The sequence below is a fragment of the Faecalibacterium sp. Marseille-P9312 genome (genome assembly GCF_902497445.1).
Classification (GTDB): domain Bacteria; phylum Bacillota; class Clostridia; order Oscillospirales; family Ruminococcaceae; genus Faecalibacterium; species Faecalibacterium longum.
On record NZ_CABVEW010000017.1, the window covers coordinates 50,197 to 65,649 of the forward strand.

The window sequence follows — 15,453 nt, forward strand, 5'->3', positions numbered from 1 at the left end:
GCTTTATGCAGTCACATGGGTGGCATTCTCTTTCACCGAATTGATCGTATCCATCAGCTCACTGCCCGTTTTGCCATCAAACAGGCGAGTAAACAGGATGGGCTGGTCAAAGGGTGGTTTCATCAGAACCGCTTTGCTTTCCACATAACCGTTCTGCTCGATGTAATGAATGACCTTCTGCACGAACGCGATCTGCTTTGCATTCAGCGATTCGTCATTGATAAATTTTGAAAACGCCTGCATGGCAGCATCGTGGTCCAGCTTTGCCACTTTACGCACCAGCAGACCAAAGGGCGTATCCCGAAACTCCCGTGCATAGTCCTCTTTGCTGCCCAGCTCACAGGTAAAGATATGCTCCAGTTCGGTATAGTCGCCCCGGGAAAGCGGAATGTTCTGGGTCAGCTTGTGGATGGCCAGCGTATCGCTGCGGTGCTCCATGATGTAGCGGTTCACACGTTCCCGGTACTCGCCGAAATCGTAGCCGGAATCCAGCGTTTTGCCCTCGGTCTGTTCCAGTACCGGGTCGGCAAGAGCCGTGTGGACAGGCTTTTGCCCCTCGCCGCCCTCCACCAGAAACTTGATAAGCTCCCGCAGTTCCTGCCGCATTTCCTCAAAGCGGAGCAGATCATGCGAGGTCAAAAATTCGTCTGTTTGCACCTCCCGGATGAGGGGCAGCTTTGCCTGCACCTGCGGGATGGTAGCTTTCCCTTCCAGCATTGCTGCTGTATTGCGCAGCTGTTTCTGAGCGCGGCCCAGCCCCGGCAGACCTTCCAGTTCACAGAGCAGCAAGCCATACACAAAGTTATCGAACCGCTTGGCGGCCTCGTCCTTATCGTCCAGCGAGATGAGCGGTGCCACCTCTTTCATCAGAGTACCCTTGTCCGTTTCGGTCAGGCTGACAAAGGCTTCCGGCTTTTGATAGTGTTCCACGGCCTGTCGGTGCAGCCGCACGGATACCAGCTCCGGGTTCAGCGCTCCCACTTCGGCACGGCAGGTTTCTGTTAAAATTTTACGCCAGTTCTGGTATTTTTCGTCCGCATAGGCTCCATCCTGCAGCGCGGCGGCGATTCGCACCTGCTTGCAGAAAATGCTCTCGGACAGGCTTTTGGTGTCCGCGCCCTCGTAGCCGTTGGGTTTCTGACGGAAAAACTCAAAGTTGCCGCAGTAGTCGAAAATCAGAAAACGCCGTTTGCCCGTATATTCGCCGTCGATGGCATCCACGCAGGCAAGGGATGGGCAGAGCCTTGTACCACGGCCGATCATCTGCCAGAACTTCGTTTTGCTGCGTACTTTTTTGAAAAACACCAGATTCACGCACTCCGGCACATCAATGCCCGTGTCCATCATATCAACCGAGACCGCAATAAACGGCGGCTTGTCCGGCTGTTTGAAATCGTCAATGATGGACTGTGCATAGGCGTCGTCGCAGACCACCCGCTGGATGAATCCCGGGTATTGGGTCTCCAGCTGCGGGTAGAGCTTGCCGAAGCGTTCCCGGATAAACTCTGCATGGCGCTTGTTCTGGGCAAAGATGATGGTCTTGCCGATGCGGTCGCCGCCCGCCGTCTGGATGCCCCGTTCCATCAGATCTTGCAGCACCGTGTCCACGGTGTTGGCGTTGAAGATGAACTTATTCAGCTTTTCGGATGGGATAAAGGTGGGCAGGGTGTCGTCCTCGGCAAAATCGTCCTCGTAGCGGGCCTTATCCTCCGGTGAAAGCTGGTCGTAGTGGATGCCCTCTTCTGTGAATTTCGTCTTGACCTCGTAGTTGTAGTAAGGCACCAGCACATGGTCGGTGTAGACCGCCGTGTCGTAATCGTAGGCGTAGGTGGGGATGCCGTGCTCCATCTCGAAAAAGTCGTAGGTGTTGCGGTCTACATCGGTTTTCGGGGTGGCGGTCAGACCCACCAGAATGGCATCGAAATAATCAAAAATGGCGCGGTATTTCTTGAAAATGCTACGGTGGCTCTCGTCCACGATGATGAGGTCAAAGTGGGCGGGCGAAAACAGCGGCACGCCGTCCTTGGTCTTGGCGTTGTCGATGGCGTTGAGCATGGTGGGATAGGTGGAAAACACAATGCGCGCGGCCTTATCGTCCTTGGAGGAGCACAGATTGCACAGCGACTGGTCGGGCAGATACTTCTTGAAGTCGTCCTTTGCCTGCTTGACCAGCGCAGTGCGGTCCGCCAGAAAGAGCACGTTGGTCACATGACCGCCGCGGCTCAGCACATCGGTCAGGCTGGATGCGGTGCGGGTCTTGCCTGTGCCCGTTGCCATGACCAGCAGATTGCGCCGGAAGCCCTGCGCGATGTGGGCGCAGACAGCCCGGATGGCGTTTTTCTGGTAGTAGCGGTCGGTGATTTTGTCGTCGATTGCAATGGTATCCAGCGACTTTTTCTCGGTGCGGCGGTTCATTAGTTTCTGTAAATCGTCCTTGCAGAACACCCCGCTCACGGCACGCTGCGGGCCGCTCTGCTCATCCCAGAAATAGGTGGTGTAGCCGTTGGTGGTAAACAGCATCGGACGGCGGCCAAACTTCTGCTCCAGACAGTCTGCATAAAGCTGAGCCTGCTTGCGCCCGATGTTGGGGTCTTTGGTGCTGCGCTTGGCTTCAATGACCGCCAGCGGCAAGCCGTCTTTGCCCATCAGCAGATAGTCTGCATAGCCCTTCTGCCCCAGCACGCCGTTCATGTTGTCCACTTCGTACTCGGTGCGCACATCAGCGGCCGGCCCGGTGAATTTCCAGCCCATGGCCTTGAGGTCGATGTCGATGATCTTCCGCCGCGTTTCGGCCTCGGTCAGGTCGGCTGCGGTGAAGCTGCGGCTCTGCTGGTTCTGCTGTTTGCTGGCCGTGTACGCCGTCGAAAGGCTCTCCACCTGCTTGCGCAAGGCTTCCAGTTCGGCATCCTTCTGGGACAGTAAACTTTCCTGTTCCCGGATCTTCTTTTCGTCCAGTGCCACTTTCTCGCCAGGGATAGCTGTTTCATCAAAGGAGCGCTCCACATAGTCCGTGCCGTAGCAGTAATCCACCCACTGGATGAAGTCGAACAGCCCCCGCAGGCTGAACACTGCATCCGCCGCCGACACACTATGCCCCGTATGTACCGCCAGATTGCCCGCCTTCACGATGCTGGGCAGCACGCTCCACACATCCCGGTCCACCGCGAACCGGAAGCTCGGCTCATGCAGCAGGGATTGCAGGTTGTCCTTGTAGGGCATCGTGATGGTCTTGTCTGCCGCATACACCCACTTCACCGCCAGCTCCAACGCCTTCCGACACCCCACCGCGCACATCGCCGGGGAGGTGGAGAACACTTTCTCGGCCTCGATGGCAGAATTAGCGAAGAGGGAGTATTCGGGTTTTGTTGCCAAAAAGGTAAAGTTGGACATAAAAGCACCCCATCCTATTACCGAAGCTGTTTTGACGATGAACCTTCTTCAGTGGCATATATTTCTGGAATCCCACTACCAGCCAAACTTACCAACTGTTGTAAAATATTCGTTACTTTCTCCGTTTTAATAACACTTATAATAAATTTTTCAAATTCTTCTCTTGAACCAATTTTATAAATATAACTATTATGCGCATTTTGAAGTTGCGTTGATATTTCTTGCTCTAGAACAATGGTCACAGGGTATATAGTTGAGTCATATTTCAAAAACATCAATCTAAATTTGTAATTTTTGTATTTTGGTGTTGACAGATACACTTCGTACTTATTTTCCTTATTGATCAACTCTCCTAGTGAATTCTGTACGTCAAAAATTTCTTCATGTCCACGGGTATCAAGTGCTGATGTAAGCATTGCCATGCTACTAGCCATGCTCGATGGTTTTGTTACTATGCGTGAATAAATTTCCCCTGCGTAAGGTTTAACATTACAGTCAACCAGTCCTCTAGTTTCAGACTTCAACTCTTTGGCAATTTCTTCAACCACTATATCTGCTGGGGTCAAGTCAACTTTGTCGAAATTAAGTTTATCATTCAAACCCAAATCGTACTTCATTATAAATCCTCCCTTATTTCAAAAACTATTGGTAAATGATCACTTATCGCGGTGTTCGGATGATTATTTCCATTTAAAAAGCTAAGGTTTGATGTTCCTGTTAAAATTTTTAAACTGTCTGAAACAAATGATCCTGCGAGCTGAGGTCTAATTAAAACCTGATCAAACAAATTCCAAAAAGGATTAACGTTCTCTCCATTATTACAGTAGTATGTTCCAGGTGGTGTATGAAAATCCCCCAAAAAATTCCACATTGGATTATAAAACATTTTGTATTTAGCCCCAGAAATAGTTCTCTCAATTTTACAGGCATCATCCATTGCTGGAATTCCATGAAATCCTGATGCACCCAAACACCCTCTTTCGTATGGATTTTGGTTTAAATCTCCCACAATTATCGTTTTTTGAATATTGCATTCCTTTTCCACCTGCTCAATGTCTCTAATAAATCTACTTATTGTCAGTTCCTGCGTATCATCGTCTTTGCGGCATTTACTTGGCAGATGAGCAGCGCATAAAAGGTACTCTTCACCTATCTGTTGAATTGTATAATACTTGTCTTGCAAATTCGGAGCAACCGATTTTTCCGTTCCTAGTGCAATAATTCTTTCGCATCCTGCTGTTATATATTGCTGTACAATCACTCCATTTAGCCATAACCTTTTTATCAAATCATTTAAATCTGATTTATATTCTGCCAATGTAATTACGTTTATTTTCTGTTCTACAACTATGTTACAAAGAACGCTATTTATGTTAGTGTTTTCGTATGTATTCCAAAATAAGAATCTCACGTTCTCGCATCCTCATTATCAAAACAGCTCGTTGAAACTCACCGCATAGCCGCTTTCATCGTTTTTATCATTATACCGCACAATCTTTCAACAGTACAACATTTTACCCCAAATATTCTTGCATGAGCACATTTTTCATCAATTCCAGCTTTTCTAGGCTCTGCGGTTCCACTCCTTCCGTCACGGCTACGCCGTGCCACCTCCCTCAAGGAGGGAGGCTTTTGCCTTGCGGCCACGTTAAGGCTTCCTCCTTGAGGGAGCTGGCGCCGTCAGGCGGCTGAGGGAGTGTTACCCAAAATATTCCTGCATCAGTGCCTTTTTCATCAATTCCAGCTTTTCAAGGCTCTGCTGTACGGTTTGCTTTTGCCTGTCTGCACATTTCACAAATGATATAAAAGCTTTTTGCATTTCCATGGGTGGAACAATTTGACGATGCATCTTCATAATATTTGTATTTAAGTTTGGTTGCGTTCCTGCCGGCGCCGTTTTCCTAAAATATTCAGTCATTTGATTCAAAGAATATAACAAGAATATTTTATCGAGCTTTTCGTCAATATCTTCCATCGCAAGCCATCCATCGTGAATACAGCCATCAAATGTAATAATTCTTGCAAATCCTAGCGAAACCCCACAATTTGCAAAAATCAAGCTTCCCGCTTTTATCATACGGCTTTTTTTTACGCCCTCTTGAATAATATATTCCTTCGTAGAATTCAAGTAAATGTTTTCTCCAGTTGTCGCATCACCGATTTTAATCCAAGGAATAGTACCTCCCAGATACCTTTCAATTGGACGTGGTGAACCGCCTCTAACAATCGTACACAATTCTCCAAGAGGATAAGTCATCCATTTCTTATTGTTAACATTTATATCTCCAAACATCTCCACAAATCGTGCCTTTACCAGTTCGTCCAGTTTAGCAAGTTGCTGTTTGCGAAGAACAATCAATGTCTCAATTTTATTTAGCGTGGCCGCCACTTTTCTTTGAGTTGCATAATCTATCTCGGGGACATCAATATTTGCAACAACATCTATCTTGATTCCTTTAATTGTCGCTCCCCGTGCTTGTGAATTAAAGTAATCCTTTTTTGATAGTAACAATTTACATAGATAAGGTTTATACCACTTGTCTTTATCAATGCCAATTAACGATATTACATCTTGACTTGTTGACATTTCAACAGTGTTGATTGCAACTTTTCCGATACCAACTCTTGTTCCAACCATAATTGAATTGGCCGGAACAATTTTTGCCGCACTTTCTCGAATAGCTTTTGGTGTAATCCATGCGACAGCATCAGCTTCATTTATTTTACCACCGTTTAATGCTGTTGTTGAAATCCAAGGAATTTCCCCACCAAAGTATTCTGGCTTATTTTTGCTTGGTGTTCCACCCGACTGAAACGCACAAACTTCTCCCAACTTCGCCATCACACCATCTCCTCCAACTCTGCCAGACCCTTGGTGATCTCCATTTCCAGCTTATGCAGGTCGGCAAGGATCTCCGTGGTCGAGGGGTACTCCACCGGCACATACTCGGTCTCTTTGTACTTGTTGATGGATAGATCGTACCCATTGGCGGCAATTTCCGCTTTGGGCACAAAGAAGCTCTGCTCGGTGCGCTTGCGGTCAGTTTCGGCATCGAGGTTATGGAACCGGGCGATGATGTCCGGGATGTCGTTTTCCTTCACCTCGGTGCGCTTGTCGTCCAGCGAGAAGCCGTCGGCTTTCATATCGTAGAACCACACCTTATCGGTGCCGCCCGCACCGGTCTTGGTGAACACCAGCACCGCCGTAGACACGCCTGCGTAGGGCTTGAACACGCCGGAGGGCATGGAGATGACCGCCCGCAGCTGGTGGTTTTCAATCAGTTCTTTTCGGATGCTCTGGTGCGCCTTACTGGAACCGAACAGTACGCCGTCCGGCACGATGCAGGCGCAGCGTCCGCCGGTTTTGAGCATTCGCAGAAAGAGCGCAAGGAACAAAAGCTCCGTCTTTTTGGTGTTGGTGACGGCTTTCAGGTCGTCGTTGATGCTCTCGGCATCCACAGTGCCCTTGAACGGCGGGTTCGCAAGGCAGACGGTGTACTTGCTGCAAATGGAGTTTTGCTTCGACACGCTGTCCTTGTAGTCGATTTCCGGATTCGTGATGGAGTGGAGCATCAGGTTCATGGCCGAAATGCGCAGCATGGTGCGGTCTGTGTCAAAGCCGGTGAACATCGGGCCGGCAAAATGCTGCCACTGCTCCGGGGTCATGCTGTCCTCGTAGTGGGCGCGGAGGTACTGCGCACTGGACACCAGAAAGCCCGCCGTGCCGCAGGCGGGGTCGCAGATAAAGTCGTCCGGTGTGGGCTGCACCAGCTCCACCATCATGTCGCGGATGTGTTTGGGCGTGCGGAACTGGCCGTTCTGCCCTGCTGTTGCCAGCTTGCCCAGCATATACTCGTATAGGTCGCCCTGCATATCAAGGTCGGCAATGTCGTGGGTGTAAAGATCCTCCAGCCCGGTGATGATCTTTTGCAGCACCTGCGGCGTGGGGATCAGGAACATGGCATCGTCCATGTACCGCGCAAAGGCGGTGTTGCCCTCATCCGGGCGGGTGGGGTCGTCCTCGATCTCCACCAGTTCGCCGTTTGCGTCAAAGTCTGGCAGGCGGCCATACTTCATCTTTTTGATGGCCGGGAACACCCGCTGCTGCATGGTCAGGAAAATCTCGCGGGAGTCCTTGTCCTTGAAGCGGCTCCACCGCATAGATTGTCCTGCTTCGCTGGCCGGGAAGATGTGCTCCATCTTTTCGCCCGCCATGTTCTCAAAATCTTCGGTGGCAAGCTCTTTCTCGTCCAGTGACCGGATGAACATGAGATAGGTCAGCTGTTCAATGACGGTCAGCGGATTGGTGATGCCGCCTGCCCAGATGTCCGTCCAGATTTTGTCTACCTTATTTTTAATGGCTCCTGTTACCATGCGTTCCTCCTGAATGTTTGCCAATCGCAAACGCTTTGCATCTTGAATTTTTGGTGATAATATCACAATTTTATTATAGCAGTGTACGATTGCATTTTCAATGTAGAGTGTTTAGCGGAAGTGCTTTCTTGATCGCAAGGCAAAAAGTTAGCGGAACGTTAAAACAGCAATTTGCGATATGCAATTCAACGCTGTTGCTGTTGCATGAAGAAGTTGAATTGCTATAAAACGGCAAAGCGAATTTTATCTGCCTTGCCGTTTTTTCTTCACATCTGGACTCCAACATGCCTTTGTGCTATTCAGCGATTCCATCGCGCAGCCTGCGCCGGGACGGTGCAGATCCGAAAGGGTTTGGAATTTCCCAACAAGCCTTTTGCAACGCAAAATAGCAGATGTATATACGTCTGCACTGCTTGCTGCAATGGTGTTGGTTCTGAGAAGCTCACAGCCAGTGAGCGATACAGATGCCCAAGCCTATACTTCTTCAAACAACTTTCCAGTGCTTCCGACATTGGCAGCAGTTGAACGTGTTTATTCTTTAGATGCCGAAATGTAATCGTTCGGTCATCAAAAGATATATCCTGCTTCATTCACGGCTAACTGTTCATCTGACAGGAACTTCAAAAAACGTGTAATATCATACTGATAGCCGTTCAACGTGGCTTCTGCTGTGCCAGAATACTTCTTATCGTCCAAAAAATCTTGCTTTAGATTATCAAACCGGGCTGCATTCTTCTGAATCTTCTTCATTTTTTCTGTACCTCTGACCTCTAAATTTTTTGAAAAAATCATAGGTACAAGCTCAAAAAACCGTATAAAACAAAAAAGACGACAAACCGTTTATCTCAACGATTTATCGTCCTTTTGGTGCGCTCGAGGGAACTCGAATCCCTGGCCCTCTGATTAAAAGAATCCAAGGTGCATCATTCGTCAAATTTCAAAAGCTCGAAGAAGCATTATTTTTATCGCATCATCGCAAAACACGCCTTTGCACACACCGCATTGTTTGCATACAGTGTAATACTTTGCAACCGTTATCCAGCTATTCAGGTGTGCAAAAAGTGTGCAAAAATGTGCAGACGGGCAAAACAAAGCCCAATGGACAAATCAACCACCGGTTTTATGGCAGGGTTTAGGACATCCGAACAGACACCGTTTGATATAGAAATGAGGTTCACCATGAACAAACTGCTTTCCTGCCGCTTCAATATGGACACCAACCGGGTGGAAGCCCGGTTCGAGGATAGCACCACTCTTGCCATCGACTGCATCGCCGTCGAGGATGAGTACGGCAACACCCCGGCACAGCGGGCAGAGCTGGACTGGCTGCTGTATAATAAGCCCTTGGAGTATGCACAGATGGTGCTGAAAGGGGAGATTGAGTACTATCTCTCGCTTGGTTGCGATCATGGTAGGCTGGAAGATTAAGCTCATCCCATAAAGAACCCGATGCTCACCGACCTATGGTTTTCGCCATAAGCTGGTAGCATCGCTTGTTATCCATAAGCAACTCGCTCTTTTCGGCTAACGCTTTTTTGTAAATGTTTCCCTTGCAGAATCTCTCCAGATTCTCTATAATAAGAAAGAGCTTTATAAATCTTCTTTCAAATGTTGAATCTGCTCTTGGAGGTGAGTGAGCCCATGACCGGCAGCGGCGCAAATAACCGTGATGTTAAAAAAATCAACCGCATCCGAACGATTCGCAGCATTTTTTCCTGCGACCGAATCTCGCAGCCGGAGCTTGCGGCAAAAGTCAACAACAGCTGGCCGACCGTATTGCAGAATGTCAAAGAACTGATGGCGATGGGACTGGTGCAGGAGGTCGGCACCTTTGAATCTACCGGTGGGCGCAAGGCGAGAGCATTTGCTCCCGTGCGGAATGCCAGACTTGCGGTCGGACTGGAGATCACCCAGAATCATGTCGGAGCAGTTCTGGTCGATCTGTCCGGTAACCTTCTCCACTATGAGCGCAAAAAGCGTCTTTATGAGCGGTCGGACACCTATGCGGAAATGCTTGCCGGAATCGTGCAGGGGCTGATTGAAAAAGAGGGCTGCCCGGTCGAAAAAATCTTGGGCGTCGGCATTTCGCTGCCCGGTATTCTGGACAAAGAGGGGCAGACATTGGTTTACTCTCATGCCTTGGGTCTGCGGAATGTTCCTACCGAAGAATTCAGCCGTTACATCCCGTTCTCCTGCCGGTTCATCAACGACGCGAACGCTGCCGGACTTGCTGAAGTGCGCGACCTCGAATCTCCCCGCAGCCTTGTCTACCTTTCTCTGAGCAACAGTGTCGGCGGTGCGATTCTGACCGGTGGAGCGCTCTATGGCGGCGACCATCTTCGTGCCGGAGAGTTCGGGCACAACACGCTCGTTCCCGATGGCCGCCCCTGCTACTGCGGAAAAAAGGGCTGTCTGGATGCCTATTGCTCTGCAAAAGTCCTCTCCCAGCTGACCGACGGAAATCTTGCACTATTCTTTGACGGGTTGCGCTCCGGCAATGCAGCTTTGCAAACGGCATGGAATGAATACCTTTCTTACCTTGCTGTAGCAGTCAATAATCTGCGCATGACCTTCGACTGTGATGTAATTGTTGGCGGCTACGTTGGCGGCTTTCTGGCAGAGTTTGGCGAACCGCTCCGGGAAATGCTGGTCGAGCGTAATACGTTTGAGCCGGACAGTTCCTACCTGAAGTTCAGCCGCTATAGGCTGGAAGCCTCTGCGCTGGGAGCCGCTCTGCTCCATATCGAAGCCTTTATTCAGAACCTATAAACATTCCCATCGAGGACGGCACCTGCCGTCCTCGATTTTTTGCACAATTCCGCCGCTTTTTCCTTGTGCAGTTTTCCGAATCCGCGAAAAAGGGCTTGACTTTGGTTGTGCGGTGTGTTAATTTGTAGTCACATTCATAAACACTTTATAAAAGTTAATAAACAAATAAAAACGGAGGTCATCTTATGAAAGGCACAATGAAAGTTGCAGTCATGAACGGCATCGGCAAGATGGGCTACACCACCCGCCCGATCCCCACACCCAAAGAGGACGAGGTTCTTGTCAAGCTGGAATACGTTGGCATCTGCGGCAGCGATATGCACTACTATGAAACGGGTGCGATCGGCAATTATGTGGTCAAGCCACCGTTCGTGCTGGGCCACGAGCCGGGCGGCACAGTCGTGGAAGTTGGCAGTGCTGTCAAGCATCTGAAAGTCGGCGACCGCGTTGCGCTGGAGCCGGGCAAGACCTGCGGTCACTGCAAGTTCTGCCGTGAGGGCAAATACAACCTCTGCCCGGATGTCGTGTTCTTCGCTACCCCGCCGGTAGACGGTGTTTTTCAGGAGTATGTGGCACATGAAGCAAACCTCTGCTTCAAGCTGCCGGACAACGTAAGCACCATGGAAGGTGCGCTGATCGAGCCTCTGGCCGTTGGTTTCCACGCCGCCAATCAGGGCGGTGCTCATGCCGGTCAGACTGCGGTGGTCATGGGTGCAGGCTGCATTGGTCTGGTCTCCATGATGGCGCTGAAAGCCGAGGGTGTTTCCCGTGTTTACGTTGTAGATATCATGCAGAAGCGTCTGGATAAGGCTCTTGAACTGGGTGCAGACGGTGTGATCAACAGCCGCGAAAAGGATGCCGTCCAAACGATTCTCGACCTGACCGATGGTCTGGGCTGCGACCTCGTTATCGAGACTGCTGGTACAGAAATCACTACCCGCCAGGCCATTGAGATGGCGCAGAAGGGTGCAAACATCGTTCTGGTTGGTTACTCCAAATCCGGCGAGATGACCCTGCCTATGAGCCTTGCACTGGACAAGGAACTGACCTTCAAGACCGTGTTCCGTTATCGCCACATTTACCCCATGGCGATCGATGCCGTTGCTTCCGGCAAAATCAATCTGAAGGGTATTGTGACCAACATCTTTGACTTTGACGACATCCAGAATGCCATGGACAAGAGCATTTCGGACAAGGCCAACATCGTCAAAGCAGTGGTGAAGATTGCGGAGGAAACGAAGGTATGAGCTTTCCGCAGGTTCTGACCGGTGTGGCGCACATTGGCATCCCAACAAATGATCTCGACAAGACCATTGCATTTTACAAGAAGCTGGGGTTTGTTTCTGCGCTGGAAACGGTGAACAAAGCCGCCGGGGAGCGCGTTGCGTTTCTTCAGCTTGGCGATCTGATGATCGAAACCTATGAAAACCATCGTGCGGCGGAAAAGGCCGGAGCAATCGACCATGTAGCTCTGGCAACGACCGATATCGAAGCCGCCTTTGCTGCGGCAAAAGAGGCAGGGATGCACCTGCTGCATTCCAGCATCCAGTCACTGCCGTTCTGGGAAAACGGTGTTCGCTTTTTCATGGTCGAAGGCCCGAATAAAGAGAGAATAGAGTTCTGCCAGAAATTATAAGCATCGCGTCAAGAGGAGAAAGGAGCGCGCCGTATGAGTTACACAGCAGAGCCGAAACAGCAGGATACGAACATCAAAGTCCCTCTGATCAGTAAAATCGCTTACGGCATGGGCGATGTGGGCTGCAACTTCAGCTGGATGTTCGTTGGCAACTTCTTGATGATTTTTTACACCGATGTCTGCGGCATCAGCATGGCGGCAGTGTCCCTCCTGATGCTGGTCTCCCGCTTCTGGGATGCCATCAATGACCCCGTGATCGGTTCGCTGAGCGACCGCACCCGTTCCCGCTGGGGACGCTACCGTCCATGGCTGCTGTTCGGCGCACCGGCAACTGCTGTGGTGCTCGTGCTGACGTTCTGGGCGCACCCCACATGGTCAGACAGTGCTAAGAGCCTGTATATGTACATTACTTACTGTGTACTGGTTCTGGGCTATACTTGCGTGAACATCCCTTATGGTACGCTCTGCGGCACCCTGACCCAGAACATCGAGGAGCGTGCGAAAATCAACACCTCCCGCTCCGTCTGTGCCATGATCGCCATCAATATCATCAACATCATCACCCTGCCTTTGATCTCTGCTTTTGGCGGTGATAATGCAGCACGGGGATATCTTCTGGTGACCGTCCTTTACGGCGGTATCTTCACCCTCTGTCACTGGTTCTGTTTCGCCAAAACCAAAGAGGTCGTCCAGCCCCCGGAGCGGGAAAAAGTCTCACTGAAAAAGCAGTTGGATGCAGCGCTTCAGAACAAGCCCTACCTGATTGCACTGGCGGGTCAGTTCCTGTTCGGTGTGACGCTGTATGGCCGCAATGCCGACCTGCTCTATTACTTCAAATATGTGGAAGGCAACGAGAATCTGTTTACCATCTACTCGATGATCCTGATCGTTCCCTCCATTCTGGGTGCTGCGGCATTCCCCTTCGTGTTTGAAAAGCTAGGCAACAAAGGGCACACTGCTTCCCTTTTCGCTGCCGGAACCGGCGTTTCCCTGATTGCGCTCTATTTCTTCAGTGCAGTTTCTTCTCCCATTCCGTTCTATACATTCGCTGCACTGTCCCAGTTCTTCTTCTGCGGATTCAATACCGCCATCTACGCCATCGTTCCCGACTGCGTGGAGTATGGCGAGTGGAAAACCGGTGTCCGCAACGATGGTTTCCAGTACGCATTCGTTTCACTGGGGAACAAGCTGGGCATGGCGATTGGCACCTCTGCGCTGGCTGGTGTGCTGAGTGCATTGAGTTTTGCCCCCAATCAGGTGCAGAATGCTGCCGTGCAGAATGCGATGCACTATGCATTCTCGCTGCTTCCCGGTGCGCTGTGGCTGGTAACAGCGATTGTCCTGTTCTTCTACCGAATCAGTAAGCGTTCGTATAACCAGATTATGTCCGAACTGAACGCTAAAAAAGCAGGTTGAGGTGATACCATGTTTGATGTTGTAGCTTTGGGAGAAAGCCTGATCGACTTTACCCCGAACGGAACCAATGCACAGGGCATCGAATTGTTTGCCCGGAATCCCGGCGGTGCACCCGCCAATGTCCTTGCCATGAATGCCCGTCTGGGCGGCAAAACAGCATTCATCGGAAAAGTCGGCAAAGACGGATTCGGCGATTTTCTCCGCCAGACCCTTGTGGAAAGCGGCATTGATGTGTCCGGTCTGGTGATCGACGAAAAGATTCCCACGACCCTTGCCTTCGTTCAGCTTGACAGCAAGGGAGACCGCTCCTTTACCTTTTCCGGTGCCGATGTGATGCTGACTTCGGCAGAAGTCAACAGGAATCTGATCGACGATGCTGCCATCTTCCATTTCGGCTCTGTCTCTCTGACCGCCGACCCGAGCCGCACCGCCACGTTGGAAGCTGCGCGGTATGCACGGCAGCAGGGCAAGCTGGTCAGCTTTGACCCCAATTACCGTCCGCTTCTGTGGGAGCACCCGGCAGATGCCGTTGTCCAGATGCAGGAAGGTGTCAAGCTGGCGGATCTTCTGAAAGTTTCCGAGGAAGAAATGCAGCTTATCACAAACAAAAGCGACCTTGCCCGCGGCTCACAAGCCCTGCTCGAAATGGGGCCATCTCTTGTGCTGGTATCGCTGGGTGCAAAGGGTGCTTATTACCGGAACGCTGTGGGCGCAGGGCATCTTCCCACCTATGATGTGCCTACCGTGGACACGACGGGTGCAGGCGATGCTTTCATGGGCGCAATTCACTACCAGCTGCGGAGAAAAGCTGCGGAGGATTTGCGTACCCTCCCTGCATTTGAGCTTGAAGAAATCGTCCGCTTCGGCAATGCAGCGGGCAGTCTGACCACGACAAAGGGCGGCGCAATCCCTGCAATGCCCTCCATGGTGGAAATTCAGAACTGCATTGCCTCTATCCCACTGATGTAAAAGAAAGGATACCCTATGACAAAATTACAGATCAGAATGCGGCAGGTCGATCAGGTCAAGGACTTTGTAGATTTGCTGTCCAAATATCCCTATGAGATGGACTTAGTCTCCGGGCGATATACCATTGATGCCAAATCCCTGCTTGGCATTTACAGTCTCGACCTGAGCAATCCGCTTACCCTTGTGATTTATTCCGATTCCTGCGAAGAACTGCTGACACAGCTCCATGCGCTGCTCCCAGATTGCATCGTCTGATTTTCTACGCTTTTCTCCTTCTTCCATTTGCACCGTTCAATTCTGGTTCTCCTTCACCAGAATCGGGCGGTGTTTTGATTTGTTTAAGTCTTACTATCACTGCTTTACTGCAATAAAATTTGCAAAACCATCTTGACGCGCTCCGCAATCCATGATACCCTTTATCGCAAATCCCACCAATTTTGTAGAAAAGTACAGAACGGCGAGGATTTATTCCCCATGAAGATTTTTACCGCCCCGCAACACACCCGATCTATTTTGCCGCCGATTCACCCGACAAAATCCATCGCTGCGCTGCATGGGCGGTATTTTTCTTTTTCACAAATAAAATCTTATGTAGTTGTTCAATCTTCCGAAATTTGTTTTTGGTTGTTGACTGCACAACCGCAAAGTGTTATTCTTGTGCTTGAAAGAAGCAGGTTGTAGTGTCCGCACTGCGCCCGGCTTTCTTCATACTGTACCTTGAATCTTACATAAGCCGTCTGAACGAGATACTGCGCCATGACCTCACACTTTCTGTGGGCGAGCCGGACAACGCCGCTGCAAAACAGGGGCAGGAACTGCGTTCGGTGTGAACGGTGACCATGAGCAGGGGCTTTGCCTTTTCACACGTTTTGCTCTGCAAAATTTTCAACGTGCATTGC

General features: G+C 50.3%; 13 protein-coding genes. 7 read left to right on the forward strand and 6 right to left on the reverse strand.

Annotated features, from left to right (window positions below; genetic code table 11):
• Positions 1-3: 3 nt before the first annotated feature.
• From F3G95_RS12000 to F3G95_RS12025, 6 genes are all read right to left on the reverse strand, one after another.
• A complete protein-coding gene (locus F3G95_RS12000) occupies positions 4-3,390 on the reverse strand; it encodes a DEAD/DEAH box helicase family protein (protein ID WP_149795138.1) in 3,387 nt (1,128 codons plus the stop codon).
• A gap of 17 nt (positions 3,391-3,407) precedes the next feature.
• Positions 3,408-4,007: a hypothetical protein gene (locus F3G95_RS12005; protein ID WP_149795139.1), complete on the reverse strand. Its 600-nt coding sequence runs from the start codon at positions 4,005-4,007 to the stop codon at positions 3,408-3,410.
• Entirely contained in the window at positions 4,007-4,801 is a 795-nt protein-coding gene (locus F3G95_RS12010) for an endonuclease/exonuclease/phosphatase (protein WP_188117554.1), read from the reverse strand. Before F3G95_RS12010 ends, F3G95_RS12005 begins: the two co-directional genes overlap by 1 nt.
• Before the next feature lie 288 nt (positions 4,802-5,089).
• A complete protein-coding gene (locus F3G95_RS12015) occupies positions 5,090-6,232 on the reverse strand; it encodes a restriction endonuclease subunit S (protein ID WP_149795141.1) in 1,143 nt (380 codons plus the stop codon).
• Positions 6,232-7,764, reverse strand: coding sequence for a class I SAM-dependent DNA methyltransferase (locus F3G95_RS12020; RefSeq protein WP_149795142.1), 1,533 nt, complete (start codon positions 7,762-7,764; stop codon positions 6,232-6,234). Before F3G95_RS12020 ends, F3G95_RS12015 begins: the two co-directional genes overlap by 1 nt.
• Before the next feature lie 567 nt (positions 7,765-8,331).
• Complete coding sequence (locus F3G95_RS12025) at positions 8,332-8,514, reverse strand: hypothetical protein (protein WP_149795143.1); 183 nt, start codon at positions 8,512-8,514, stop codon at positions 8,332-8,334.
• A gap of 429 nt (positions 8,515-8,943) precedes the next feature.
• Here F3G95_RS12025 and F3G95_RS12035 point away from each other — a divergent pair, with 429 nt between their 5' ends.
• The 7 genes from F3G95_RS12035 to F3G95_RS12065 all read left to right on the forward strand — a co-directional run bounded on the left by F3G95_RS12035 (position 8,944) and on the right by F3G95_RS12065 (position 14,809).
• Positions 8,944-9,192 carry a DUF6061 family protein gene (locus F3G95_RS12035; protein ID WP_149795144.1) on the forward strand — a complete coding sequence of 83 codons (249 nt, stop codon included), beginning with the start codon at positions 8,944-8,946 and terminating at the stop codon, positions 9,190-9,192.
• Positions 9,193-9,405: 213 nt separating this feature from the next.
• On the forward strand, positions 9,406-10,533 hold the full coding sequence (locus tag F3G95_RS12040; RefSeq protein ID WP_044953544.1) for an ROK family transcriptional regulator: 1,128 nt from the start codon (positions 9,406-9,408) through the stop codon (positions 10,531-10,533).
• Positions 10,534-10,718: 185 nt separating this feature from the next.
• Complete coding sequence (locus tag F3G95_RS12045; protein ID WP_005940978.1) at positions 10,719-11,780, forward strand: NAD(P)-dependent alcohol dehydrogenase; 1,062 nt, start codon at positions 10,719-10,721, stop codon at positions 11,778-11,780.
• Positions 11,777-12,169, forward strand: coding sequence for a VOC family protein (locus tag F3G95_RS12050; RefSeq protein ID WP_117476342.1), 393 nt, complete (start codon positions 11,777-11,779; stop codon positions 12,167-12,169). Before F3G95_RS12045 ends, F3G95_RS12050 begins: the two co-directional genes overlap by 4 nt.
• 33 nt (positions 12,170-12,202) lie before the next feature.
• Positions 12,203-13,585 (forward strand): MFS transporter, encoded by a 1,383-nt coding sequence (locus F3G95_RS12055; protein WP_149795146.1) that lies wholly within the window; start codon positions 12,203-12,205, stop codon positions 13,583-13,585.
• A gap of 9 nt (positions 13,586-13,594) precedes the next feature.
• The gene (locus F3G95_RS12060) at positions 13,595-14,554 is read left to right on the forward strand and encodes a carbohydrate kinase (RefSeq protein ID WP_149795147.1); all 960 of its coding nucleotides are present in this window, start codon (positions 13,595-13,597) and stop codon (positions 14,552-14,554) included.
• Between the two features lie 15 nt (positions 14,555-14,569).
• A complete protein-coding gene (locus tag F3G95_RS12065; RefSeq protein ID WP_015564590.1) occupies positions 14,570-14,809 on the forward strand; it encodes an HPr family phosphocarrier protein in 240 nt (79 codons plus the stop codon).
• Positions 14,810-15,453: the final 644 nt, after the last annotated feature.

Coding starts and splice junctions, on each gene's coding strand:
- F3G95_RS12000 (WP_149795138.1), bottom strand. CDS start 3,390: ATGTCCAACTTTACCTTTTTGGCAACAAAACCCGAATACTCCCTCTTC.
- F3G95_RS12005 (WP_149795139.1), bottom strand. CDS start 4,007: ATGAAGTACGATTTGGGTTTGAATGATAAACTTAATTTCGACAAAGTT.
- F3G95_RS12015 (WP_149795141.1), bottom strand. CDS start 6,232: ATGGCGAAGTTGGGAGAAGTTTGTGCGTTTCAGTCGGGTGGAACACCA.
- F3G95_RS12020 (WP_149795142.1), bottom strand. CDS start 7,764: ATGGTAACAGGAGCCATTAAAAATAAGGTAGACAAAATCTGGACGGAC.
- F3G95_RS12025 (WP_149795143.1), bottom strand. CDS start 8,514: ATGAAGAAGATTCAGAAGAATGCAGCCCGGTTTGATAATCTAAAGCAA.
- F3G95_RS12035 (WP_149795144.1), top strand. CDS start 8,944: ATGAACAAACTGCTTTCCTGCCGCTTCAATATGGACACCAACCGGGTG.
- F3G95_RS12040 (WP_044953544.1), top strand. CDS start 9,406: ATGACCGGCAGCGGCGCAAATAACCGTGATGTTAAAAAAATCAACCGC.
- F3G95_RS12045 (WP_005940978.1), top strand. CDS start 10,719: ATGAAAGGCACAATGAAAGTTGCAGTCATGAACGGCATCGGCAAGATG.
- F3G95_RS12050 (WP_117476342.1), top strand. CDS start 11,777: ATGAGCTTTCCGCAGGTTCTGACCGGTGTGGCGCACATTGGCATCCCA.
- F3G95_RS12055 (WP_149795146.1), top strand. CDS start 12,203: ATGAGTTACACAGCAGAGCCGAAACAGCAGGATACGAACATCAAAGTC.
- F3G95_RS12060 (WP_149795147.1), top strand. CDS start 13,595: ATGTTTGATGTTGTAGCTTTGGGAGAAAGCCTGATCGACTTTACCCCG.
- F3G95_RS12065 (WP_015564590.1), top strand. CDS start 14,570: ATGACAAAATTACAGATCAGAATGCGGCAGGTCGATCAGGTCAAGGAC.